Annotated in this window: 22 protein-coding genes; 10 read left to right on the top strand and 12 right to left on the bottom strand. The window is 52.8% G+C overall.

Translation table 11 applies throughout. The features are described from left to right. Window positions 1-165: 165 nt before the first annotated feature. From cysG to tsgA, 5 genes are all read right to left on the bottom strand, one after another. Entirely contained in the window at window positions 166-1,539 is a 1,374-nt protein-coding gene (gene cysG / locus E0D98_RS08580) for a siroheme synthase CysG (protein WP_000349863.1), read from the bottom strand. An 18-nt stretch (window positions 1,540-1,557) separates the two neighbouring features. Then, complete coding sequence (nirC, locus tag E0D98_RS08585) at window positions 1,558-2,364, bottom strand: nitrite transporter NirC (protein WP_000493556.1); 807 nt, start codon at window positions 2,362-2,364, stop codon at window positions 1,558-1,560. A gap of 127 nt (window positions 2,365-2,491) precedes the next feature. Next, entirely contained in the window at window positions 2,492-2,818 is a 327-nt protein-coding gene (gene nirD, locus E0D98_RS08590) for a nitrite reductase small subunit NirD (RefSeq protein ID WP_000084764.1), read from the bottom strand. Then, complete coding sequence (gene nirB, locus E0D98_RS08595) at window positions 2,815-5,358, bottom strand: NADPH-nitrite reductase large subunit (RefSeq protein ID WP_000049213.1); 2,544 nt, start codon at window positions 5,356-5,358, stop codon at window positions 2,815-2,817. Before nirB ends, nirD begins: the two co-directional genes overlap by 4 nt. A gap of 261 nt (window positions 5,359-5,619) precedes the next feature. Next, complete coding sequence (tsgA, locus tag E0D98_RS08600; protein ID WP_000185247.1) at window positions 5,620-6,801, bottom strand: MFS transporter TsgA; 1,182 nt, start codon at window positions 6,799-6,801, stop codon at window positions 5,620-5,622. Window positions 6,802-7,071: 270 nt separating this feature from the next. Here tsgA and ppiA point away from each other — a divergent pair, with 270 nt between their 5' ends. From ppiA to argD, 5 genes are all read left to right on the top strand, one after another. Then, on the top strand, window positions 7,072-7,644 hold the full coding sequence (ppiA, locus tag E0D98_RS08605; protein ID WP_000477225.1) for a peptidylprolyl isomerase A: 573 nt from the start codon (window positions 7,072-7,074) through the stop codon (window positions 7,642-7,644). 104 nt (window positions 7,645-7,748) lie between these two features. Then, the gene (locus E0D98_RS08610; protein ID WP_000736860.1) at window positions 7,749-7,916 is read left to right on the top strand and encodes a YhfG family protein; all 168 of its coding nucleotides are present in this window, start codon (window positions 7,749-7,751) and stop codon (window positions 7,914-7,916) included. Continuing rightward, complete coding sequence (locus E0D98_RS08615; protein WP_001280624.1) at window positions 7,906-8,508, top strand: putative adenosine monophosphate-protein transferase Fic; 603 nt, start codon at window positions 7,906-7,908, stop codon at window positions 8,506-8,508. The genes E0D98_RS08610 and E0D98_RS08615 overlap by 11 nt, the downstream gene beginning before the upstream one ends. A gap of 31 nt (window positions 8,509-8,539) precedes the next feature. Continuing rightward, window positions 8,540-9,103: an aminodeoxychorismate synthase component 2 gene (gene pabA, locus E0D98_RS08620; protein ID WP_000601847.1), complete on the top strand. Its 564-nt coding sequence runs from the start codon at window positions 8,540-8,542 to the stop codon at window positions 9,101-9,103. A gap of 85 nt (window positions 9,104-9,188) precedes the next feature. Beyond that, window positions 9,189-10,409 carry a bifunctional acetylornithine/succinyldiaminopimelate transaminase gene (argD, locus tag E0D98_RS08625; protein ID WP_000963785.1) on the top strand — a complete coding sequence of 407 codons (1,221 nt, stop codon included), beginning with the start codon at window positions 9,189-9,191 and terminating at the stop codon, window positions 10,407-10,409. Window positions 10,410-10,475: 66 nt separating this feature from the next. Here the strand turns inward: argD and E0D98_RS08630 are convergent, their stop codons facing one another. Continuing rightward, entirely contained in the window at window positions 10,476-12,566 is a 2,091-nt protein-coding gene (locus E0D98_RS08630) for a YccS/YhfK family putative transporter (RefSeq protein ID WP_001345983.1), read from the bottom strand. A gap of 50 nt (window positions 12,567-12,616) precedes the next feature. Continuing rightward, entirely contained in the window at window positions 12,617-13,249 is a 633-nt protein-coding gene (gene crp / locus E0D98_RS08635; RefSeq protein ID WP_000242755.1) for a cAMP-activated global transcriptional regulator CRP, read from the bottom strand. Between the two features lie 301 nt (window positions 13,250-13,550). Between crp and E0D98_RS08640 the strand changes: the two genes are divergently transcribed. Beyond that, window positions 13,551-13,955, top strand: coding sequence for an OsmC family protein (locus E0D98_RS08640; protein WP_001148908.1), 405 nt, complete (start codon window positions 13,551-13,553; stop codon window positions 13,953-13,955). Window positions 13,956-14,009: 54 nt separating this feature from the next. Here E0D98_RS08640 and E0D98_RS08645 read toward each other — a convergent pair whose 3' ends face one another. The 4 genes from E0D98_RS08645 to E0D98_RS08660 are packed head-to-tail and all read right to left on the bottom strand — an operon-like array spanning window position 14,010 to window position 18,080. Continuing rightward, window positions 14,010-14,879 carry a phosphoribulokinase gene (locus E0D98_RS08645; RefSeq protein WP_001274680.1) on the bottom strand — a complete coding sequence of 290 codons (870 nt, stop codon included), beginning with the start codon at window positions 14,877-14,879 and terminating at the stop codon, window positions 14,010-14,012. A gap of 53 nt (window positions 14,880-14,932) precedes the next feature. Continuing rightward, window positions 14,933-15,151 (bottom strand): YheU family protein, encoded by a 219-nt coding sequence (locus E0D98_RS08650; RefSeq protein WP_000907085.1) that lies wholly within the window; start codon window positions 15,149-15,151, stop codon window positions 14,933-14,935. Then, window positions 15,145-16,167 carry a hydrolase gene (locus E0D98_RS08655; RefSeq protein WP_000057405.1) on the bottom strand — a complete coding sequence of 341 codons (1,023 nt, stop codon included), beginning with the start codon at window positions 16,165-16,167 and terminating at the stop codon, window positions 15,145-15,147. The genes E0D98_RS08650 and E0D98_RS08655 overlap by 7 nt, the downstream gene beginning before the upstream one ends. Then, window positions 16,167-18,080 carry an ABC transporter ATP-binding protein gene (locus E0D98_RS08660; RefSeq protein ID WP_000634798.1) on the bottom strand — a complete coding sequence of 638 codons (1,914 nt, stop codon included), beginning with the start codon at window positions 18,078-18,080 and terminating at the stop codon, window positions 16,167-16,169. The genes E0D98_RS08655 and E0D98_RS08660 overlap by 1 nt, the downstream gene beginning before the upstream one ends. A 130-nt stretch (window positions 18,081-18,210) precedes the next feature. On the opposite strand from E0D98_RS08660, the gene kefG reads away from it, so the two are divergent. From kefG to slyD, 4 genes are all read left to right on the top strand, one after another. Beyond that, the gene (kefG, locus tag E0D98_RS08665; protein ID WP_001297514.1) at window positions 18,211-18,762 is read left to right on the top strand and encodes a glutathione-regulated potassium-efflux system ancillary protein KefG; all 552 of its coding nucleotides are present in this window, start codon (window positions 18,211-18,213) and stop codon (window positions 18,760-18,762) included. Continuing rightward, window positions 18,762-20,651, top strand: coding sequence for a glutathione-regulated potassium-efflux system protein KefB (gene kefB / locus E0D98_RS08670; RefSeq protein ID WP_240723732.1), 1,890 nt, complete (start codon window positions 18,762-18,764; stop codon window positions 20,649-20,651). Before kefG ends, kefB begins: the two co-directional genes overlap by 1 nt. After that, window positions 20,566-20,766 (top strand): YheV family putative zinc ribbon protein, encoded by a 201-nt coding sequence (locus E0D98_RS08675; protein ID WP_001007730.1) that lies wholly within the window; start codon window positions 20,566-20,568, stop codon window positions 20,764-20,766. Before kefB ends, E0D98_RS08675 begins: the two co-directional genes overlap by 86 nt. A gap of 94 nt (window positions 20,767-20,860) precedes the next feature. Next, window positions 20,861-21,451, top strand: a complete 591-nt coding sequence (slyD, locus tag E0D98_RS08680; RefSeq protein ID WP_000861334.1) for a peptidylprolyl isomerase — start codon at window positions 20,861-20,863, stop codon at window positions 21,449-21,451. Between the two features lie 48 nt (window positions 21,452-21,499). Here the strand turns inward: slyD and E0D98_RS08685 are convergent, their stop codons facing one another. After that, window positions 21,500-21,718 (bottom strand): protein SlyX, encoded by a 219-nt coding sequence (locus E0D98_RS08685; protein ID WP_001153615.1) that lies wholly within the window; start codon window positions 21,716-21,718, stop codon window positions 21,500-21,502. Between the last annotated feature and the right edge of the window lie 115 nt (window positions 21,719-21,833).

The following is a 21,833-nucleotide window of genomic DNA, read 5'->3' on the forward strand; positions in this document are numbered from 1 at the left end:
GGAATATTTAATTGGCGTCAGTGAGCGAATGACTTAATTTTGTAAGTCGCTGTAACGGTGAATATAACCCATTAGCAGATAATATTTATTAAGGGGCTATGTTTTATTTGCTGAATATATAAAAAGAGTCATTAAGAAGGCCAGAATTCTCTGGCCCGGGTTAAATTAATGGTTGGAGAACCAGTTCAGTTTATCGCGCAGGCCAACAACCCGACCAATAATAATTAGCGATGGACTGTTCATTTGCTGAGCAAGTTCACCGAGTTGCGTGAGCGTACCGTCAATCACGCGCTGCGTGACTGCTGTTCCGTTTTCGACAATTGCCACCGGCATTTCGCCAGGCATACCGTGTTCAATCAGCTTTTGCTGAATAGTCGCAGCCTGATTCAGCCCCATATAGAACACCAGCGTCTGTTTTTCTGCCGCCAGGTTTTCCCAGTCCAGCTCGCCACCGGTTTTTAAGTGTCCGGTAATTAAGCGCACGCTCTGGGCATAATCGCGATGCGTGAGCGGAATACCCGAATAGGCAGAGCAACCAGAAGCTGCGGTAATACCCGGAACCACCGAGAACGGAATACCCGCGTTGCACAGTGTTTCCAGCTCTTCGCCACCACGGCCAAAAATAAACGGATCGCCACCTTTCAGCCGCACCACGCGTTTGCCTTTTTGCGCTTCCCGCAGCAGGATCTGGTTAATCTCTTCCTGCGGTACACAGTGGTATCCCGCGCGTTTGCCGACGAAAACGCGATCAGCATCGCGGCGTACCAGATTCATAATATCGTCAGAAACCAGACGGTCGTAGACCACCACATCTGCCTGCTGAATTTGTTGCAGTCCTTTCAGCGTCAGCAGCCCGGCATCGCCCGGACCTGCACCAACCAGCACCACTTCACCGCGATGGTCGAGCGGTTCGTTGATTAACTGTTCGGTCGTTTCAGTAATGGCTTTCTGATCGTTGTTTGCCAGCGACTGCGCCAGGCGGTCGTTAACGAACAATTTCTCCCAGAAACGGCGACGCTCACTCATCGTGGCGAACTGTTGTTTCACTCGCCCGCGTAATTGCCCGGCATATTTCGCCACCTGGCCCAGATGCAACGGCAGCAGTGATTCGAGTTTTTCGCGCAACAGGCGCGCCAGAACCGGAGAGGTGCCGCCAGAGGAGACCGCGACCATGAGCGGTGAGCGGTCAATAATCGACGGCATAATAAAGCTGGCGGCTTTCGGCGCATCGACCACGTTACAGAAGATGCGACGAGCTTCAGCGGCTTCGCTGACGCGCTGGTTAAGCGCGTCATCATCCGTCGCTGCAATCGCCAGCCAGCAGGTGTCGAGAAGGCTTTCATCAAATGGCCCTTCGACGAGGGTTAACATGCCTGCATCTGCCCATGCGGTGAACTGTGGAATAAACGCTAATGCATTCACCGTTAAGCGAGCGCCTGCGTCTAACAGCAACCTTGCTTTGCGTTCCGCGACATCACCACCGCCGACAATCAGACAGTCGCGATCGCGTAATTGGCAAAATATAGGCAAATGATCCACGTAAAAACCCCTTAGTAATTAACCGGCAGCCGTTTCAGTTTGATTAAATTTGTCCGCAACCGGACGATTCGCTTTCGGCGTAGCATACCAATAACCCAATCCCATGAATACGGCACCTGATAAAGTATTACCCAGCGTCACCCACAGCAGGTTATGACCAATACCCGCCAGCGTGTAGGCTTCGCTGTGGTTGCCGAACCAGGAGAGCGCGAACAGCGTCATGTTAGCGATAGAGTGCTCGTAGCCAGACGCGATAAATGCCAGCAGACACCACCAGATAGCGATAAATTTCGCCGCCCCTTCAGTGCGCAGCGCCATCCAGATTGCCAGGCAAACCAGCCAGTTACACAATGCACCTTTGAAGAACAGTACCATTGCCGGTGCAGTGGTTTTAGCCAGCGCGACGGAGTGAACGATGCTGGTATCTACCGGCAGCAGGCTACCGCCGCCCCAGCTATAGAGCATGGCAACGAAGACGGAACCGACCAGGTTACCCAGCCAGGTTTGCGGCAGGATTGCCCACATTTGCCCGTGGCTGATGCTGCCCGCTTTTACCCCAAAGGTGAGGAACATGGTGTGTCCGGTGAACAGTTCAGAACCGGCGATAATCACCAGCGTTAAGGCGATACCAAAGGTCGCGCCCATCACCAGCGGACGTACGGACGGGTCGAGCAAATTACCGAGCGTGAAAATCAAGATGATCCCAAGACCCACATACGCGCCCGCCATGGCGGAGCTGACCCAAAAGCCGAGCGGGTTATTTGCCGACAGGCGTGCAATGCGCGCAGCGTTAGCCGCACACTTATTAATAGTGTCTGTAAACATTTGATTATCCTTTAAAAAATAAAAACAAAAAAAATAAAACAAAAAGTTTAAAAAATGTCCTGCAATATACCGAAGGTCATTACAGGACCATGCAAAAAGGGGAGGCATTGCGCCTCCCGTTAAAACATTAACCGCGCAGCTGCACCACGCCGTCTTTCACTCGTGCTTCGTAATGTTTGACGGAAAACTGTTCGTCTTCCATGCACAAGCCATCACTTAAGCGAAAACGCTGTTTTTTCAGCGGGCTGGCGACCCACAGCTCGCCCTGGTGTTCCGCAATCAGCCCGCGTGACAGCACGCTGGACTCGAAGAACGGGTCGATGTTGCTGATCGCAAACACCTGATCGCTGTGATACGGGCGGAAAATTGCTACCTGCTCGTCACCTAACAGCGCGCAGACGCCGGTTTCAGGCAGGATGTCATCGATTTTGCAGATGTCTTTCCACTGGCTCATGCGTTGTCCTCCACCAGAGTTACCGGGATACGTTCATACGGCGTTGCCGGACGGTGCTGTTCGCGCTCTGGCACCATCTGTACGTTCGGGTCACGCTTGTCGCTGTTGATGAAGTGTTTGAAGCGAGTCTGCGCGGACGGTGTATTGACCGTTTCAGTCCACTCACACACTACCGCTTCACGCAGGCGCGCCATCTCTTCTTCCAGATGTGCGTTCAGCCCCAGTTTGTCGTCAATGATCACCGCTTTCAGATAATCGATGCCGCCTTCGAGGTTTTCTAACCACGGCGCGGTACGCGTCAGTTTGTCGGCGGTACGGATGTAGAACATCATGAAGCGGTCGAGATATTTGATCAGCGTTTCGCGATCGATATCCGCTGCCAGCAGATCCGCATGACGCGGTTTCATGCCGCCGTTACCGCAAACATACAGGTTCCAGCCTTTTTCAGTGGCGATAATACCCACGTCTTTACCCTGAGCTTCTGAACATTCACGGGTACAGCCGGAGACACCGAACTTCATTTTGTGCGGCGTACGGATGCCTTTGTAGCGGTTTTCCAGTTCCACGCCGAGGCCGACGCTGTCGCCAACGCCGTAGCGGCACCAGGTGCTACCCACGCAGGTTTTCGCCATACGTAGTGCTTTCGCATAGGCATGACCGGTTTCGAAGCCAGCTTCAATCAGCTGACGCCAGATCTCCGGCAGATCGTCTTTCTGTGCGCCAAACATCGCCAGGCGCTGAGAGCCGGTGATTTTGGTGTAGAGATTAAATTCACGCGCGATACGACCCACTGCCATCAGTCCTTCCGGGGTGATTTCACCGCCCGGAGAGCGCGGGATCACCGAGTAGGTTCCGTCTTTCTGGATGTTAGCGAGGAAGTTGTCGTTAGAATCCTGCAGCGGAGTATGTTCCGGCTTCAGAATGTATTCGTTCCAGCAGGAGGCCAGCAGCGAACCGACGGTTGGTTTACAAACTTCACAACCGTAGCCTTTGCCGTGTTTCGCCAGCAGTTCTTCGAAGGTTTTAATGCCTTCAACGCGGATCAAATGGAACAGTTCCTGACGCGAATAAGCAAAGTGTTCGCACAGGTTGTTGTTAACTTCGATGCCCTGTTTCGCCAGTTCCGCGTTCAGTACCTGAGTGACCAGCGGGATACAGCCACCGCAGCCAGTACCCGCTTTGGTTTCAGCTTTCAGCGCCGCAACGGTGTGGCAGCCTTTGTTGATGGCAGCAATCAGATCACCTTTGGTGACGTCGAAGCAGGAGCAGATTTGCGCGCTGTCCGGCAGTTTATCAACACCGATAGACGGCTTGCCGCTACCAGAGTGTGCTGGCAGGATCAGGGAATCCGGGTTTTCCGGCAGTTCGATAGCGTTCAGCACCAGTTGCAGCAGGTTACCGTAGTCGCTGGTATCGCCCACCAGTACCGCACCGAGCAGGGTTTTGTTGTCTTCGCTGACAATCAGGCGTTTGTAGATCTCTTTACTTTCGTCGAGGTAAACGTAGCTACGTGCGCCAGGCGTGCGACCGTGCGCATCACCAATACCGCCTACGTCTACGCCCAGCAGTTTCAGCTTGGCGCTAAGGTCAGCACCTTCAAAGGCGTTTTCGCTACCGAGAATATGGTCAACGGCGACCTGCGCCATTTTGTAGCCTGGTGCTACCAGACCAAATACACGGTTGTTCCAGCTTGCGCATTCACCGATGGCGTAGATATCCGGATCGGAAGTCTGGCAGGAATCATTAATGACAATACCCCCACGCGGAGCAACGTCCAGACCACACTGGGTTGCCAGCTTATCGCGCGGACGGATACCGGTAGAGAAGACGATAAAGTCGACTTCCAGTTCGCTGCCGTCGGCAAAACGCATGGTTTTACGCGCTTCGACACCTTCCTGCACAATCTCAAGGGTGTTTTTGCTGGTGTGAACGCGCACGCCCATACTTTCGATTTTGCGACGCAGCTGCTCGCCACCCATCTGATCAAGCTGTTCCGCCATCAGCATAGGGGCAAATTCGATAACGTGGGTTTCAATACCTAAGTTTTTCAGCGCGCCAGCGGCTTCCAGACCTAACAGGCCGCCACCAACAACGGCACCGCGCTTGCTGCGACGGGCGCAGGATTCAATGGCGTTGAGGTCTTCAATGGTGCGATAGACAAAGCAGTCCTGAGTATCAGAACCTTTGATTGGCGGGATCCACGGGTAGGAACCGGTTGCCATGATCAGCTTGTCATAAAAAACGGTACGTCCGGCGCTGGAGTGAATCACCTTCTCCTGACGGTTGATGGTGATAGCGCGTTCGCCGACCAGAACTTTGATGCCGTGTTTCTCGTAGAAGCCTTCGCGCACCAGCGACAGCTCTTCGGCGGTGTGGTGAGAGAAGTAAGACGAGAGGTGTACGCGGTCATAAGCGATGCGCGGTTCTTCACAGAAAACGGTAATATCAAAGTTGGCCGCATCAGATTTATCAAGAAGATCTTCGATAAAGCGATGGCCGACCATACCGTTACCGATAATTGCGAGTCTGACTTTGCTCATTTTTGCCTCGATTTCTTTTCTATTACCGCCTACCTTAACGATTCAGCAACCCCGCTTATTGATGTAAATCAAATTCACCTTTATATACTCCTTAAGGGGTATATTGCTGATTTGTATAAATTTTCTTAAGTCACGGAATTGTCTGATATTTCATGTTTGTGCAAAAAATAGACAAAATGAACGGGTTTATAGAAATAGATGCACGTAGCGGGGGAAGAGAGGAAAAGGCCGGACGACGATAGTGCCGTCCGGCATTAGCAATTAATGAGAGGTCAGGGTGTTATGCTGACGGTGACGGCTGACGAAACCTAACAGGAAGCACATCACAAAGACGACAGCGTACAGACCGTTTGCTGTAAGCAGTGCCGCCTGCGGACCGCTATGTTCAACAATCGGGCCGGTAACCACAAAGGTCAACATAGTACCGATGGTTCCGCAGGTCAGGACAAAGTTAACCAGTTTTGGCGACGGTACTTTGGTCTGCTGTGAACCCAGGGTGATGATGGTGGTATAGATCGCGCTGGAGAAGAAGCCCAGAGCGAGAATTGACCACGCCATATGTGCTGGTGTTCCGGTGTTAAAGACGTACATCAGAATCGCAGCCAGACCAGCCAGTACGGTCAGAATGCGTTGCAAATCAAAGAAGCGAAGAATAAAGCTGAACGCCCACATGCCGACCATGTATGACATCCAGAAGTTACTCACCAGCGTGCCCGCGTCGTTCAGGCTCATGCCCAGGCCTTTGGCATACTCAGGCACCCAGGAGATAAAACCTAACTGACCGAGGATGTAGCACAGCGCCGCAACAGAGAGAAACAGTACGCCGATCCCCCACTTTTCTTTCTCTACCGGAGCATCCGTTTTTGGCGCATGTTTGCCCAGCGCCGGGAACTCACAGCCGAAGGTCAGAATAAAAATAGCGACATACACCAGCCCGATGCAGGCATAAACCCAGTACCACTCAATGCTGCGCGCCAGTAGAAACGCGGCGATCATTGGGAAAATCATCCCAGCCATACTGAAGAAGGAGTCGGTAAATAACAGGCGGGAACCGCGCTGACGCCCTTCATACATTTGTGTTACCAGGAATGTACCAATCGACATGGTGATGCCGCTGACCACCCCGAGAATGAACATCGCCGCCGAGAACAGCGCCAGGCTGTGGCTGAACATCAAACCGGCAACCGCCAGCACCATCAGGAGAAAGCCAAAACGTAACTGCGTTTTCAACGGGACGATTTCCATCAGCCAGGCGTTGAGGAAGATAGAGATTAAAATGCCGGCGTTGAGGAAGGTGAAGGTGTTACTCATACTGGAAACAGGCAGATTGAAATAATCGGCGATATTTCCCATCACCATCCCGGTGACAATAACCAACGCACCAGTCAGTGCGTAGGAGAGAAAGCTAATCCATGTGAGCTTGATGCGATTGCTGTTAGTCATGATTGGCCTGCGTTCAAAAATAAAATGGCATAGCGGGATATGCCGCGAGCGGGCGATTTTAGGTGATTTTGTGATCTGTTTAAATGTTTTATTGCAATCGGTTGCTAAATTGCATTTTAAGAGGTGATTTTGATCACGGAATAAAAAGTGATCGTCAGGTTACATATATTTCAGATACGTAAAATTAGGTAAAGGGATGGCCTTGTTCTTGAAGGCTATTTAGAATCTCTTCACTTGCTTTTTTTCTGCTCTGTTTGTTAAGGAAATCTCATGTTCAAATCGACCCTGGCGGCGATGGCTGCTGTTTTCGCTCTTTCTGCTCTTTCTCCCGCAGCAATGGCAGCGAAAGGGGACCCGCACGTATTGTTGACAACCTCAGCTGGTAACATCGAACTGGAGCTGGATAAACAAAAAGCGCCAGTGTCTGTGCAAAACTTTGTCGATTATGTGAACAGCGGTTTTTATAACAACACTACCTTTCACCGCGTCATTCCTGGCTTTATGATTCAGGGCGGCGGTTTCACCGAGCAGATGCAGCAGAAAAAACCAAACCCGCCAATCAAAAATGAAGCCGATAACGGCCTGCGCAACACGCGTGGCACCATCGCGATGGCGCGTACCGCTGACAAAGACAGCGCCACCAGCCAGTTCTTTATCAACGTTGCCGATAACGCCTTCCTTGACCATGGTCAGCGTGATTTCGGTTACGCGGTATTTGGTAAAGTGGTGAAAGGCATGGACGTTGCCGATAAGATTTCCCAGGTGCCGACTCATGACGTTGGTCCGTACCAGAATGTGCCGTCAAAACCGGTAGTTATCCTTTCCGCTAAAGTCCTGCCGTAATGATTTTTCGCGCGGGCAATCTTGCCCGCGCTTCTGCTCTCCCGGCGTAACCCGGATTTGCCGCTTATACTTGTGGCAAATGGACACGTTCAGGGAGGCATCAAGTGAAGAAACTCACCGATAAGCAAAAGTCCCGTCTCTGGGAGCTTCAGCGTAATCGTAATTTCCAGGCCAGTCGCCGTCTTGAAGGCGTCGAGATGCCTTTAGTCACTCTTACTGCCGCAGAGGCTTTAGCGCGCCTTGAAGAGCTGAGGAGGCACTATGAGCGATAAATTCGGCGAAGGGCGCGATCCGTATCTTTATCCTGGCCTTGATATCATGCGTAACCGGCTGAACATCCACCAGCAGCAGCGGCTGGAACAGGCCGCTTACGAAATGACGGCGCTGCGTGCTGCGACCATTGAGCTTGGTCCGCTGGTGCGCGGTTTACCGCATTTGCGCACTATCCATCGCCAGCTGTATCAGGATATTTTCGACTGGGCGGGGCAACTGCGTGAAGTTGATATTTATCAGGGCGATACGCCGTTCTGCCACTTTGCTTATATCGAAAAAGAGGGCAATGCCCTGATGCAGGATCTGGAGGAAGAAGGTTATCTGGTTGGCCTGGAGAAAGCGAAGTTCGTCGAGCGGCTGGCGCATTACTATTGTGAAATCAACGTGCTGCATCCCTTCCGTGTGGGAAGCGGACTGGCACAGCGGATCTTCTTCGAGCAACTGGCGATTCATGCCGGATATCAACTGAGCTGGCAGGGTATCGAAAAAGAAGCCTGGAATCAGGCAAATCAGAGTGGGGCAATGGGGGATCTCACCGCGCTGCAGATGATATTTAGCAAAGTGGTAAGCGAAGCCGGGGAATCTGAGTAAAATAGCGTGGTTCTTTCGTACCGGAGCCGCCATGATCCTGCTTATAGATAACTACGATTCTTTTACCTGGAACCTCTACCAGTACTTTTGTGAACTGGGGGCGGATGTGCTGGTTAAGCGCAACGATGCGTTGACGCTGGCGGATATCGACGCCCTTAAACCACAAAAAATTGTCATCTCACCTGGCCCCTGTACGCCAGATGAAGCCGGGATCTCCCTTGACGTTATTCGCCACTATGCCGGGCGCTTGCCGATTCTTGGCGTCTGCCTCGGTCATCAGGCAATGGCGCAGGCATTTGGCGGTAAAGTTGTGCGCGCCGCAAAGGTCATGCACGGCAAAACCTCGCCGATTACACATAACGGTGAGGGCGTATTTCGGGGGCTGGCAAATCCACTTACCGTGACACGCTACCATTCGCTGGTGGTGGAACCTGACTCATTACCAGCGTGCTTTGACGTGACGGCCTGGAGCGAAACCCGCGAGATTATGGGGATTCGCCATCGCCAGTGGGATCTGGAAGGTGTGCAGTTCCATCCAGAAAGTATTCTTAGCGAACAAGGACATCAACTGCTGGCTAATTTCCTGCATCGCTGATTTCTGATTGCCATTTAGTGATTTTTTATGCATATTTTGTGATTATAATTTCACATTTATTTATGCGTAACAGGGTGATTATGAGATGGCAATTGAACAAACAGCAATTACACGCGCGACTTTCGATGAAGTGATCCTGCCGATTTATGCTCCGGCAGAGTTTATTCCGGTAAAAGGTCAGGGCAGCCGAATCTGGGATCAGCAAGGCAAGGAGTATGTCGATTTCGCGGGTGGCATTGCAGTTACGGCGTTGGGCCATTGCCATCCTGCGCTGGTGAACGCGTTAAAAACCCAGGGCGAAACTCTGTGGCATATCAGTAACGTTTTCACCAATGAACCGGCGCTGCGTCTTGGGCGTAAACTGATTGAGGCAACGTTTGCCGAACGCGTGGTGTTTATGAACTCCGGCACGGAAGCTAACGAAACCGCCTTTAAACTGGCACGTCATTACGCCTGTGTGCGTCATAGCCCGTTCAAAACCAAAATTATTGCCTTCCATAACGCTTTTCATGGTCGCTCGCTGTTTACCGTTTCGGTGGGTGGGCAGCCAAAATATTCCGACGGCTTTGGGCCGAAACCGGCAGACATCATCCACGTTCCCTTTAACGATCTCCACGCAGTGAAAGCAGTGATGGATGATCACACCTGTGCGGTGGTGGTTGAGCCGATCCAGGGCGAGGGCGGCGTGACGGCTGCGACGCCAGAGTTTTTGCAGGGCTTGCGCGAGCTGTGCGATCAACATCAGGCATTATTGGTGTTTGATGAAGTGCAGTGCGGGATGGGGCGGACCGGCGATTTGTTTGCTTACATGCACTACGGCGTGACGCCGGATATTCTGACCTCTGCGAAAGCGTTAGGCGGCGGCTTCCCGATTAGCGCCATGCTGACCACGGCGGAAATTGCTTCTGCGTTTCATCCTGGTTCTCACGGTTCCACCTACGGCGGTAATCCTCTGGCCTGTGCAGTAGCGGGCGCGGCGTTTGATATCATCAATACCCCTGAAGTGCTGGAAGGCATTCAGGCGAAACGCCAGCGTTTTGTTGACCATTTGCAGAAGATCGATCAGCAGTACGATGTGTTTAGCGATATTCGCGGTATGGGGCTGTTGATTGGCGCGGAGCTTAAGCCACAGTTCAAAGGTCGGGCGCGTGATTTCCTGTATGCGGGCGCAGGGGCTGGCGTAATGGTGCTGAATGCCGGACCGGATGTGATGCGTTTTGCACCGTCGCTGGTGGTGGAAGATGCGGATATCGATGAAGGGATGCAACGTTTCGCCCACGCGGTGGCGAAGGTGGTTGGGGCGTAAATACGAAGCATCAGGCAAAAGATGTCGGATGCGGCGTGAATGCCTTATCCGATGGTTTAGCCTGCATTACGCCTTCGAATCCCGCAACTTGCGACTCAGCCAAATCCCGTGATGCGGTCGCTGACGCCATGCCATCGACGAAATGGTGTGCATGGTGTTCAGATGACCAATAACCCGCTGTAAATGCTGCTCCAGCGTACCTGCCGCGCCTTCGTGCGGCTGCATCTCCGGCGAATCCATGATATTGGCATCGCCAGAACTCCCCGGTTCGTCATATTCCAGTCGCTGCTGACAACGCTGAATGGCGATTTCACAAGACTGTAAATACTCTTGTGCCAGTTCAGGTGGCAATGCCCGGTGTTCCCGTGCCAGCGTGGTCATGGCATTAATATGCTCAACAATAAACTGGCTGTGCGTTACCCACAGTTTCATATCTGCCAGATAATGGCTGTTAAACGCCGGTTCCTGCATCGCCTGATTCAATGAGTTATACAGAGTGTTATGTGCCTGATTTACCCGCATTCGCTGCCAGGCCAGTGGCGTAGGTTGCGGATCCTCGCTAAGAATCAAGCGAATCGCTTCCTGATAGGCTTCTAAAGCGTCATGGGCGTTTTTACGCAATAACCCGCTCTGCCACTGCGGCCACAGCCAGACAGTACCGCCGAAAGCAATTAAACAACCAATAATGGTATCGATAAGACGCGGAAGGATGTATTGCTCGCCGTTCAACCACAATAGTTGCAGGGTATACACTGCGGTAATAGTAAAACCGACCGTCGCCCAGCCGTAGTTTTTGCGCAATATCAGGTAGCTGGCGAGGGTGGTAATCAGCATCAACGTCAGGGTGTAACCTTCGGGAATTTTAAAGTGCAGCGCCACGCCCGCAATGATTAACCCGACCACGGTTCCCACGGAGCGATTCACAATCCTCAGACGGGTTGCGCCATAGCCATTTTGTGTCACCAGCAATACCGTCATCAGGATCCAGTACGACTTCGGCAGATGCAGCGCGGTGCCCATCAGGCTGGCAACGCTTAACATCACACTGAGTCGTCCGGCATTGCGTAGCGCCGGAGACTTTAGTGACAGATAACTTTTCAGCGCCGGAAGTAATGGCATTCGCCGCTGTTTATCGGCCAGTAAGTCACGGGCATAGAGCGGTTTTTGGGTGCGCAGCACGCGGGCGATGCGGCTGAAATGCCAGTAGCAGAATTGCCCAACCGGATTATCCGGATGCTGGCGGGCGATTTTTTCCAGTGCGCCAATTTGCTTTTCCATCGTAAAACGCGTTGGCAGGCGATGGTAAAGAATGTCATCAGCCAGCACGCGCAGGCGAGCGGCGACGGTTTGCGCATTCCAGCGGATAACTTCTTCCGCATGGCTACGCTCGACCAGCTTTTGCACCTCTTCCGGCTGATGCAAACTGACCGAAATATGTTCCTGTAAATCCAGCGCCTCCTGGAAAATACGCAGCATCCGCTTGTAGTCAGTATTATTTTGCGCGGAAAGCATATGCATTTGCTGATAGCACTGGGTAATTAGATCGACCGCTTTTTGCTGGCGCACCAGCAGCGGCGGCAGCGCTTTTTCAGGGTCGGTGTGCTGGGTAAGCAGGCTGTATTTGGCTTCACAATAATCTGCCAGTTCACGGTACAGCAGACTTAGTGACTCGCGCAGCGGTTGTTCGCGCCAGATCCAGAACCAAAACCAGTTAAACAATCCGTACCAGAGAGTGCCCAACGCATAGATGAGCAACGGTTCCCAGACCGGCATGTATCCCGCCAGACTGAGGGTAAAAATGGCTGCCAGCAGCGATGCGGGAAGCAATTTTGCGTGCAATGGCCCCAACTCAGCAGTGACGCCAAGTACCAGCGTTAATCCGGTCAGCAAAAAGGGCAGGGGAACATCTTTTGCCAGTAGCAGCTGTGTCAGTAAGCTACAGGTGGCAAACAGCGACGCACCAATGATTAAGCGTTTGAAAAAACGTTTATGAGGCGTATCAAGGCCCGCAATATTGCAACAGGCAGGAACGAGAGAGAAGAGCAGACCGAATCGTAATTCGCCAAGCATTAACCCAACGGCCACGGGCAAACATAGCACCAGCGTTTGTCGAAGTGCATAGTTGATATCGGGGTGATAAATCAGTCTGCGCCACATCGGGGGAAACAAAATGGCGCGCTACCAGGTAACGCGCCACTCCGACGGGATTAACGAGTGCCGTAAACGACGATGGTTTTACCGTGTGCGGAGATCAGGTTCTGATCTTCCAGCATCTTCAGAATGCGTCCCACGGTTTCACGAGAACAGCCGACAATCTGACCGATTTCCTGACGGGTAATTTTGATTTGCATACCGTCCGGGTGAGTCATAGCATCTGGTTGTTTTGCCAGGTTCAGCAGAGTCTGTGCAATGCGGCCCGTCACGTCGAGGAACGCCAGGTTGCCCACTTTCTCTGAAGTGACTTGCAGACGACGCGCCATCTGTGCAGACAGACGCATCAGAATGTCCGGGTTTACCTGAATCAATTGGCGAAATTTTTTGTACGAAATTTCAGCCACTTCACAGGCGGTTTTCGCACGTACCCATGCGCTACGTTCCTGGCCCTCTTCAAACAGGCCCAGTTCGCCAATAAAATCACCCTGATTCAGATAGGAGAGGATCATTTCTTTACCCTCTTCGTCTTTGATCAGCACTGCCACAGAGCCTTTAACGATGTAGTACAGCGTTTCCGCTTTTTCACCCTGGTGAATAAGCGTGCTCTTGGATGGGTACTTATGAATGTGGCAATGAGACAAGAACCATTCGAGAGTCGGGTCTGTTTGCGGTTTGCCAAGCACCATGCGCGGTTATCCTCTGTTATAAGCTTTCTCCAGAGCCAGATAACGCCGCTGTCTCTGGATTGCCGAAATATGCTTCCCGCTACCTGGGAAGGGGCTATCAACTGTACTGCACGGTAATGTGACGTCCTTTGCATACATGCAGTACATCAATGTATTACTGTAGCATCCTGACTGTTTTAGCATAGCTTTCGCTTTGTGTCTCCTGGTGTCTCGCTTCAGCATGACCCAGGTCGCCTTCCGTTGCGCGATTTGGTTAGTACGCGTACTCTGTCAGGAAAATTGACGCAGTGGAGTAGCAAAAATGCAAGCGCGAGTGAAGTGGGTCGAAGGGTTAACTTTTCTGGGCGAATCCGCCTCTGGTCATCAGATTTTAATGGACGGCAACTCAGGCGATAAAGCACCAAGTCCGATGGAAATGGTGTTGATGGCGGCGGGGGGTTGCAGTGCCATCGATGTGGTTTCTATCCTGCAAAAAGGGCGTCAGGATGTGGTCGATTGTGAAGTAAAATTGACCTCTGAACGCCGCGAAGAGGCACCACGCCTGTTTACGCACATTAATCTGCATTTTATCGTCACCGGTCGCGACCTGAAAGACGCAGCGGTTGCGCGTGCGGTTGATCTCTCTGCTGAGAAATATTGTTCAGTGGCGTTGATGCTGGAAAAAGCGGTGAATATTACTCACTCGTATGAAGTGGTTGCCGCGTGATTTAACTATCCCGTTGTGAAGCCGGATAGTATTTTATCCGGCGTAATAGCAGAGTTACTCGATTTTCTTTCCTTCCATCAATCGTTGCACCAGCGGCAGCATAATTAATTCCATTGCCAGACCCATTTTGCCGCCCGGTACCACTAACGTATTGATGTGGGAAATGAATGAGCCTTGCAACATCGCCAGCAGCCAGGGGAAATCGATCCCTTCCAGATTACGAAAATGGATCACCACAAAGCTTTCATCGAGCGACGGGATACCTTTTGCCGCGAACGGGTTTGAAGTGTCGACGGTGGGAACGCGCTGGAAGTTAAGATGGGTGCGGGAAAACTGCGGTGTGATGTAGTTGATATAGTCTTCCATTGAACGCACTACTGAGTCCATCACTGCTTCTCGTGAGTGCCCGCGCTCGCTGGTGTCGCGGATCAGTTTTTGAATCCACTCAAGGTTAACGATAGGCACCACGCCGACCAGTAAGTCCACATGCTGCGCAACGTTATGCTGTGGCGTGACTACGCCGCCGTGTAAACCTTCATAAAACAGTACATCAGTGGGTTCCGGTAAAGGTTGCCAGGGGGTGAATGTCCCCGGTACCTGATTCCACGGTACGGCTTCGTCGTAGGTATGCAGATATTTGCGAGATTTCCCTTTGCCGCTCTGACCGTATTCAATGAAGGTTTGTTCCAGCAGGCCGAAGTCGTTAGCCTCGGGGCCGAAGTAGCTGATATGCCGCCCGGCGTCGCGCGCTTTGCGGATCGCCATGTCCATTTCCGGGCGGGTGTAACGGTGAAAACTGTCGCCTTCCACCTCAGCTGCATGCAGATTTAACTGCGCGAATATTTTACGAAACGCGAGGCTGGTGGTGGTGGTCCCCGCGCCGCTGGATCCTGTTACCGCAATGACCGGATGTTTGGCAGACATAGTAACTCCATGACTTAGCTATCATTATTATCTCGTCCGCCGACGGTTGCAAGTTATTCGCGAAACTGACTGCGCGGCATAATATTGACCGTTTCGTGCAGCTCCGACCATACCAGCACCGCTTCTCCGCACTGTAGCTGGCGTTTGACGTCGGCGACTTTCTGTTCAAGTGTACGCTCATGTTCACCATAATCGGTGCCTTCACGTAACACAAAGCTTTCAATTAAATTTTCCAGCGTTTCGGGGGAGAGGTCTTGCCACGGAATCAACATGATTTCGCCTCCAGATACGTTGTTAACCAGTCAGGAATGCGTGACTCCAGCCACATTTGCGGATGAAGTAATGTACCGCCAATAAAGCCAACATGACCGCCATGTTCAGTCAGTTGATACTCCACCTGCGGGGGGAGACTTTCCGGTTTCGGGATCACCTGATGATCCATAAACGGATCGTCTTTGGCGTGAATAATCAGCGTCGGTTTGGCGATCCGGTTCAGCATCGGCATGGCGCTACACTGACGATAATAGTCGATAGCGTCGGCGTAGCCGTGAATTCTGGCGGTGATGAGATCGTCAAATTCACGGATGCGACGTACCGATTTTAACTGCGCGAGATTAATCGGCAGCGTTCCGGGGTAGGCTGCCAGCTTGCGCGCGGCATTGGCTTTTAACAGGTTCAGCAAGTAACGCTGATAAACGCGGGAAAAGCCCTTTTCCATATGATAGCTACAGGCTTCCAGCATAAACGGCGCAGAGACAATCACCGCCGCATCAACCGGGAGATCATTGCCTTCCTTTGCCAGCAAACAGGCCAGCATATTACCGCCGAGCGAATAGCCGACGGCAGCCGTTGGCGCATGACCAAATTCGCGTTGCAGCCAGCGTAAAAACCAACTGGCGTCTTCGGTTTCGCCCGAATGGTAAATGCGGTGCATACGGTTTGGTTCACCGCTGCATCCGCGAAAATGCATCACCACGCCCAGCCAGCCGCGCTTTTGCGCCGCCTCAACCAGACCGTGGGCGTAAGGGCTATTGAGACTGCCTTCCAGCCCGTGAAACACCACTAAACGCGGTTTATGTTTCGCCTGTGCGGGGTCTTCACTCCACGCGAGATCGACAAAATCGCCGTCGGGCAACTCCAGCCGCTGCCAGTACGGGGTGAATTTCACCTGACGACGAAACAAACGCGGCAGCATAGTTTGTAGATGACAATTGCTAAAGCCGCGCATAGGGGTGAATTCAGCACTGCTGCTAAATTCATTGGCATCGGTCGTCGTTATCTGCGCCATCAGTTGCTTTGGCCTTCCAGCAGCATCTGCTCAAGCTGCTCCTGGGCTTCCAGCCACGCCATTTCGCACTCTTCCAGGCCGGATTTGGCGCTGGCTTGCTGTTGCAGGCAGGCGGTCAACTCCGCTTTACGGCTCTGGTCATACAGTTCGCTGTCGCCGAGTTTCTCTTCCGCCTGCGCCAGTTGCGCGTTCAGCTTCTCCATCTCTTTTTCCAGACGGGCAATCTCTTTACGCAGCGGCTGGGTTTGCGCACGCAGCTCCGCTTCCCGACGCTTCTGATCTTTACGTGCCTGGGCGCTGTTCGCGTTCTCTTTTGGCGCTTCGTCGGTCTGGTTTTCCTGCTTTTGTACGTCGCTCAACCACTGTTGATAATCTTCCAGATCGCCGTCGAACGGTTCGACTTTACGATCGTGAACCAGGTAGAGATCGTCAGTGGTGGAACGCAGCAAATGACGGTCGTGCGAAACGACAACCAGCGCGCCTTCAAACTCGATTAATGCTTCGGTGAGTGCCTGACGCATGTCGAGGTCAAGGTGGTTAGTCGGTTCGTCGAGCAGCAGCAGATTCGGACGCTGCCAGACAATTAATGCCAGCACCAGGCGGGCTTTTTCCCCACCTGAGAAGCGGCGCGTTTCTTCGGTTACTTTATCGCCCTGGAAACCAAAGCCGCCGAGGTAGTCACGCAGTTTTTGTTCCAGCTCCTGCGGCGCTAAACGTGCCAGATGTTGAATAGGTGATTCGTCGGCGCGCAGGTATTCAAGTTGATGCTGGGCGAAGTAGCCGAGCTTGATCCCTTTCGCCAGACCAATTTCACCGCTGACTGGCGCAAGTTCACCGGCTAACAGTTTGATTAATGTCGATTTACCCGCGCCGTTGCGGCCTAACAGACCAATGCGCGAGCCGGGCACCAGGTTCAGTTTAATCGAGTCGAGAATAATGCGATCGCCATAGCCCGCGCTGACTTTTTCCATCTTCAGTAACGGATTTGGCAGGCTTTCCGGCGCGCGGAAGCTAAAGCGGAACGGGTTGTCGACGTGCGCGGGGGCAATCAGCTCCATACGCTCGAGCATCTTAATGCGGCTCTGGGCCTGCTTCGCTTTGGTGGCTTTGGCACGGAAACGGTCGATATAACTTTGCAGATGCGCTACGCGTTCCTGCTGGCTTTCATACATCGCTTGTTGCTGCGCCAGACGGGTGGCGCGCTGTACTTCAAACGAACTGTAGTTGCCGGTGTACTCGAACATGCTTTGTTGTTCGATATGAATAATTTTATCAACGATCGGATCGAGGAAGTCGCGGTCGTGAGAGATCAGGATCAGCGTGCCCTGATAGCTCTTCAACCATTTTTCCAGCCAGATAACGGCATCGAGATCGAGGTGGTTAGTCGGTTCGTCGAGCAGCAGCAAGTCTGAACGGCAAATCAGCGCCTGGGCAAGGTTAAGACGCATACGCCAGCCACCGGAGAAATCACTTACCGGGCGCTCCAGTTGTTCATTGCTGAAACCGAGGCCGTGCAGCAGGCTGGCGGCACGGGAGCGAATACTCCATGCGTCAATAGCATCCAGCTTGCCATGAATGGTCGCAATGGCGTGCCCGTCGTTACGTTCGTTGGCGTCGTGTAGCTGCGCTTCTAGTTGACGATATTCACGGTCGCCGTCAATGACATATTCCAGCGCCGCTTGCGGTAACGCCGGCGTTTCCTGATTCACCCACGCCAGTTGCCAGCTTCCCGGAAAGGTGTAGCTGCCGCCGTCGGCGCTGATTTCATTTTTCAGCAATGCCAGCAGGGTAGATTTACCACAGCCGTTTTTACCCACCAGGCCGACTTTCTGCCCAGGGTTGATGGTGGCGGTGGCATTATCCAGCAGGACGCGCACGCCGCGACGAATTTGTAACGAGGAGAAAACAATCATAAGGCGCCGTATGTTCAGACTATGTTAACTTATCATTATGATAATGTAATGTATGGGCGAGCTGCCGCACCGGGCGCAATGGTAGCCCAAAACAGCGACTATACACAAAAACCATACCGGGAGGGGGATGATGTCTCAGCCAGCGAAAGTTTTGCTGCTGTATGCCCATCCGGAATCTCAGGACTCGGTGGCAAACCGGGTACTGCTTAAACCGGCCACGCAGCTCAGCAATGTTACCGTGCACGACCTTTATGCGCACTATCCCGATTTTTTTATTGATATCCCCCGTGAGCAGGCATTACTGCGCGAGCACGAGGTGATTGTCTTTCAGCATCCTCTTTATACCTATAGCTGCCCGGCGCTACTGAAAGAGTGGCTGGACCGGGTATTAAGTCGTGGTTTTGCCAGCGGGCCGGGAGGAAACCAACTGGCGGGAAAGTACTGGCGTAGCGTGATTACCACCGGCGAGCCGGAAAGTGCTTACCGTTATGACGCATTGAATCGCTACCCGATGAGCGATGTTCTGCGTCCCTTTGAACTGGCGGCGGGCATGTGCCGGATGCATTGGTTAAGTCCCATCATTATTTACTGGGCGAGACGGCAAAGCGCACAGGAGCTGGCGAGTCACGCCAGAGCCTACGGTGACTGGCTGGCAAATCCGCTGTCTCCAGGAGGCCGCTGATGGAAGGTTCCGATTTTTTACTCGCAGGAGTGCTGTTTCTCTTCGCGGCGGTGGCTGCGGTGCCGCTGGCATCGCGGCTGGGTATTGGCGCTGTGTTGGGATATTTGCTGGCAGGAATTGCAATTGGTCCATGGGGGCTGGGGTTTATTAGCGACGTCGATGAGATCCTCCACTTTTCGGAACTCGGCGTGGTATTCCTGATGTTTATCATCGGTCTTGAGTTGAATCCCTCCAAACTTTGGCAACTGCGGCGTTCGATTTTTGGCGTAGGCGCGGCACAGGTGCTGTTAAGCGCGGCGTTGCTGGCGGGATTATTGATGCTGACGGATTTCGCCTGGCAGGCGGCGGTGGTCGGTGGCATTGGCCTTGCGATGTCTTCGACCGCAATGGCGTTGCAATTGATGCGTGAGAAAGGGATGAATCGCAGCGAATCCGGGCAGCTCGGGTTTTCGGTACTGCTGTTTCAGGATCTGGCGGTGATCCCGGCACTGGCGTTAGTGCCGTTGTTGGCGGGTTCGGCAGACGAACATTTCGACTGGATGAAGATCGGCATGAAGGTGCTGGCGTTTGTCGGCATGCTGATTGGCGGGCGCTATTTATTGCGTCCGGTATTCCGTTTTATTGCAGCTTCTGGCGTGCGGGAAGTGTTCACCGCCGCGACGCTGCTGCTGGTATTGGGTTCCGCATTGTTTATGGATGCGCTGGGGCTGTCGATGGCGCTCGGTACGTTTATTGCGGGCGTGCTGCTGGCGGAAAGTGAATATCGCCATGAACTGGAAACGGCTATCGATCCCTTCAAAGGCTTGCTGCTCGGTTTGTTCTTTATCTCTGTCGGGATGTCACTCAACCTCGGGGTGCTTTATACCCATCTGTTGTGGGTAGTGATAAGCGTGGTTGTGCTGGTGGCGGTGAAAATTCTCGTGCTGTATCTGCTGGCGCGATTGTATGGCGTGCGTAGCTCAGAGCGGATGCAGTTTGCTGGCGTGTTGAGTCAGGGCGGTGAGTTTGCCTTTGTCCTCTTTTCTACCGCTTCTTCACAACGTTTATTCCAGGGCGACCAGATGGCGCTGTTGCTGGTGACGGTGACGCTTTCCATGATGACCACGCCGCTGCTGATGAAGCTGGTAGATAAATGGCTATCCCGCCAGTTTAACGGACCGGAGGAAGAAGACGAAAAACCATGGGTCAACGATGATAAACCGCAGGTGATTGTGGTCGGTTTCGGGCGTTTTGGGCAGGTGATTGGTCGTTTGCTGATGGCAAATAAAATGCGCATTACCGTGCTGGAGCGGGATATCAGCGCCGTTAACCTGATGCGCAAATATGGCTACAAAGTTTATTACGGCGACGCCACGCAGGTAGATCTTTTACGTTCTGCGGGTGCAGAGGCCGCTGAGTCTATCGTCATTACCTGTAACGAGCCGGAAGACACCATGAAGCTGGTGGAAATATGCCAGCAGCACTTTCCGCATTTGCATATTCTTGCGCGAGCGCGCGGACGTGTGGAAGCGCATGAGTTATTACAGGCAGGGGTGACGCAGTTTTCCCGTGAAACATTCTCCAGTGCGTTAGAGCTGGGGCGCAAGACGCTGGTCACGCTTGGCATGCATCCGCATCAGGCACAGCGGGCGCAACTGCATTTTCGCCGCCTGGATATGCGGATGCTGCGAGAGCTCATCCCAATGCATGCCGATACTGTACAAATTTCTCGCGCCAGGGAAGCCCGACGCGAACTGGAAGAGATTTTCCAGCGTGAAATGCAACAAGAACGACGCCAGCTGGACGGCTGGGTAGAGGGTAAAGATGGCAATCCGAAAACGTTTTATTGCGGGCGCAAAATGCCCGGCCTGTCAGGCGCAGGATTCAATGGCGATGTGGCGCGAAAATAATATTGATATTGTTGAATGCGTTAAGTGCGGACACCAGATGCGAGAAGCAGACAAAGAAGCCCGCGATCACGTTCGCAAAGATGAGCAAGTGATCGGGATTTTTCATCCGGACTAGCGATATGCGCCGAGTTTTTTTAAGCTAGTGAGTACACGGCTGCAGAATTCCGCTACAATCTGCGCCACTATTCTTCCCATGCTCAGGAGATATCATGAAAGTAGCAAAAGACCTGGTGGTCAGCCTGGCCTATCAGGTACGTACAGAAGACGGTGTGTTGGTTGATGAGTCTCCGGTGAGTGCGCCGCTGGACTACCTGCATGGTCACGGTTCCCTGATCTCTGGCCTGGAAACGGCGCTGGAAGGTCATGAAGTTGGCGACAAATTTGATGTCGCTGTTGGCGCGAACGACGCTTACGGTCAGTACGACGAAAACCTGGTGCAACGTGTTCCTAAAGACGTATTTATGGGCGTTGATGAACTGCAGGTAGGTATGCGTTTCCTGGCTGAAACTGACCAGGGTCCGGTACCGGTTGAAATCACTGCGGTTGAAGACGATCACGTCGTGGTTGATGGTAACCACATGCTGGCCGGTCAGAACCTGAAATTCAACGTTGAAGTTGTGGCGATTCGCGAAGCGACCGAAGAAGAACTGGCTCATGGCCACGTTCACGGCGCGCACGATCACCACCACGATCACGACCACGACGGTTGCTGCGGCGGTCATGGCCACGATCACGGTCATGAACACGGTGGCGAAGGCTGCTGTGGCGGTAAAGGCAACGGCGGTTGTGGTTGCCACTAATACCGAAAAGGTGACAAAAAAGCGGGGATTCCCCGCTTTTTTTTCGCCTCAATAATGCGGCGGTGGCGTTTCTTCAGCCTGCGACGCGATGTTCGACGGCTGGCTGGCTTTTAACTTCTCAGTCAGCAGACGCAGATGATCGCGCAGTTTCGCCATCTCCATTTCATGAGCGGTCACCGTGACGTTCAGTTCTTCAATGGTGATTTCCTGAAAAGCCAGTCGGCTCTCCAGCTCTGCCAGGCGTGCTTCCAATGATAAATCCTGCATGATTCACCTCTTTTGTCGAATGGTTGCCGCGGATTCTACTTAACTTTGCTGCCCGAGACAGCACTCATTTCGCGGTCATCGAAACTAATTTAAACAAAAAGAGTCTGAAAATAGA

The sequence above is a fragment of the Escherichia sp. KCJ4928 genome, assembly GCF_004352695.1.
GTDB lineage: Bacteria > Pseudomonadota > Gammaproteobacteria > Enterobacterales > Enterobacteriaceae > ECMA0423.

Coding starts and splice junctions, on each gene's coding strand:
- nirC (WP_000493556.1), bottom strand. CDS start 2,364: ATGTTTACAGACACTATTAATAAGTGTGCGGCTAACGCTGCGCGCATT.
- nirD (WP_000084764.1), bottom strand. CDS start 2,818: ATGAGCCAGTGGAAAGACATCTGCAAAATCGATGACATCCTGCCTGAA.
- nirB (WP_000049213.1), bottom strand. CDS start 5,358: ATGAGCAAAGTCAGACTCGCAATTATCGGTAACGGTATGGTCGGCCAT.
- tsgA (WP_000185247.1), bottom strand. CDS start 6,801: ATGACTAACAGCAATCGCATCAAGCTCACATGGATTAGCTTTCTCTCC.
- ppiA (WP_000477225.1), top strand. CDS start 7,072: ATGTTCAAATCGACCCTGGCGGCGATGGCTGCTGTTTTCGCTCTTTCT.
- E0D98_RS08615 (WP_001280624.1), top strand. CDS start 7,906: ATGAGCGATAAATTCGGCGAAGGGCGCGATCCGTATCTTTATCCTGGC.
- pabA (WP_000601847.1), top strand. CDS start 8,540: ATGATCCTGCTTATAGATAACTACGATTCTTTTACCTGGAACCTCTAC.
- argD (WP_000963785.1), top strand. CDS start 9,189: ATGGCAATTGAACAAACAGCAATTACACGCGCGACTTTCGATGAAGTG.
- E0D98_RS08630 (WP_001345983.1), bottom strand. CDS start 12,566: ATGTGGCGCAGACTGATTTATCACCCCGATATCAACTATGCACTTCGA.
- crp (WP_000242755.1), bottom strand. CDS start 13,249: ATGGTGCTTGGCAAACCGCAAACAGACCCGACTCTCGAATGGTTCTTG.
- E0D98_RS08640 (WP_001148908.1), top strand. CDS start 13,551: ATGCAAGCGCGAGTGAAGTGGGTCGAAGGGTTAACTTTTCTGGGCGAA.
- E0D98_RS08645 (WP_001274680.1), bottom strand. CDS start 14,879: ATGTCTGCCAAACATCCGGTCATTGCGGTAACAGGATCCAGCGGCGCG.
- E0D98_RS08650 (WP_000907085.1), bottom strand. CDS start 15,151: ATGTTGATTCCGTGGCAAGACCTCTCCCCCGAAACGCTGGAAAATTTA.
- E0D98_RS08655 (WP_000057405.1), bottom strand. CDS start 16,167: ATGGCGCAGATAACGACGACCGATGCCAATGAATTTAGCAGCAGTGCT.
- E0D98_RS08660 (WP_000634798.1), bottom strand. CDS start 18,080: ATGATTGTTTTCTCCTCGTTACAAATTCGTCGCGGCGTGCGCGTCCTG.
- kefG (WP_001297514.1), top strand. CDS start 18,211: ATGTCTCAGCCAGCGAAAGTTTTGCTGCTGTATGCCCATCCGGAATCT.
- kefB (WP_240723732.1), top strand. CDS start 18,762: ATGGAAGGTTCCGATTTTTTACTCGCAGGAGTGCTGTTTCTCTTCGCG.
- E0D98_RS08675 (WP_001007730.1), top strand. CDS start 20,566: ATGGCAATCCGAAAACGTTTTATTGCGGGCGCAAAATGCCCGGCCTGT.
- slyD (WP_000861334.1), top strand. CDS start 20,861: ATGAAAGTAGCAAAAGACCTGGTGGTCAGCCTGGCCTATCAGGTACGT.
- E0D98_RS08685 (WP_001153615.1), bottom strand. CDS start 21,718: ATGCAGGATTTATCATTGGAAGCACGCCTGGCAGAGCTGGAGAGCCGA.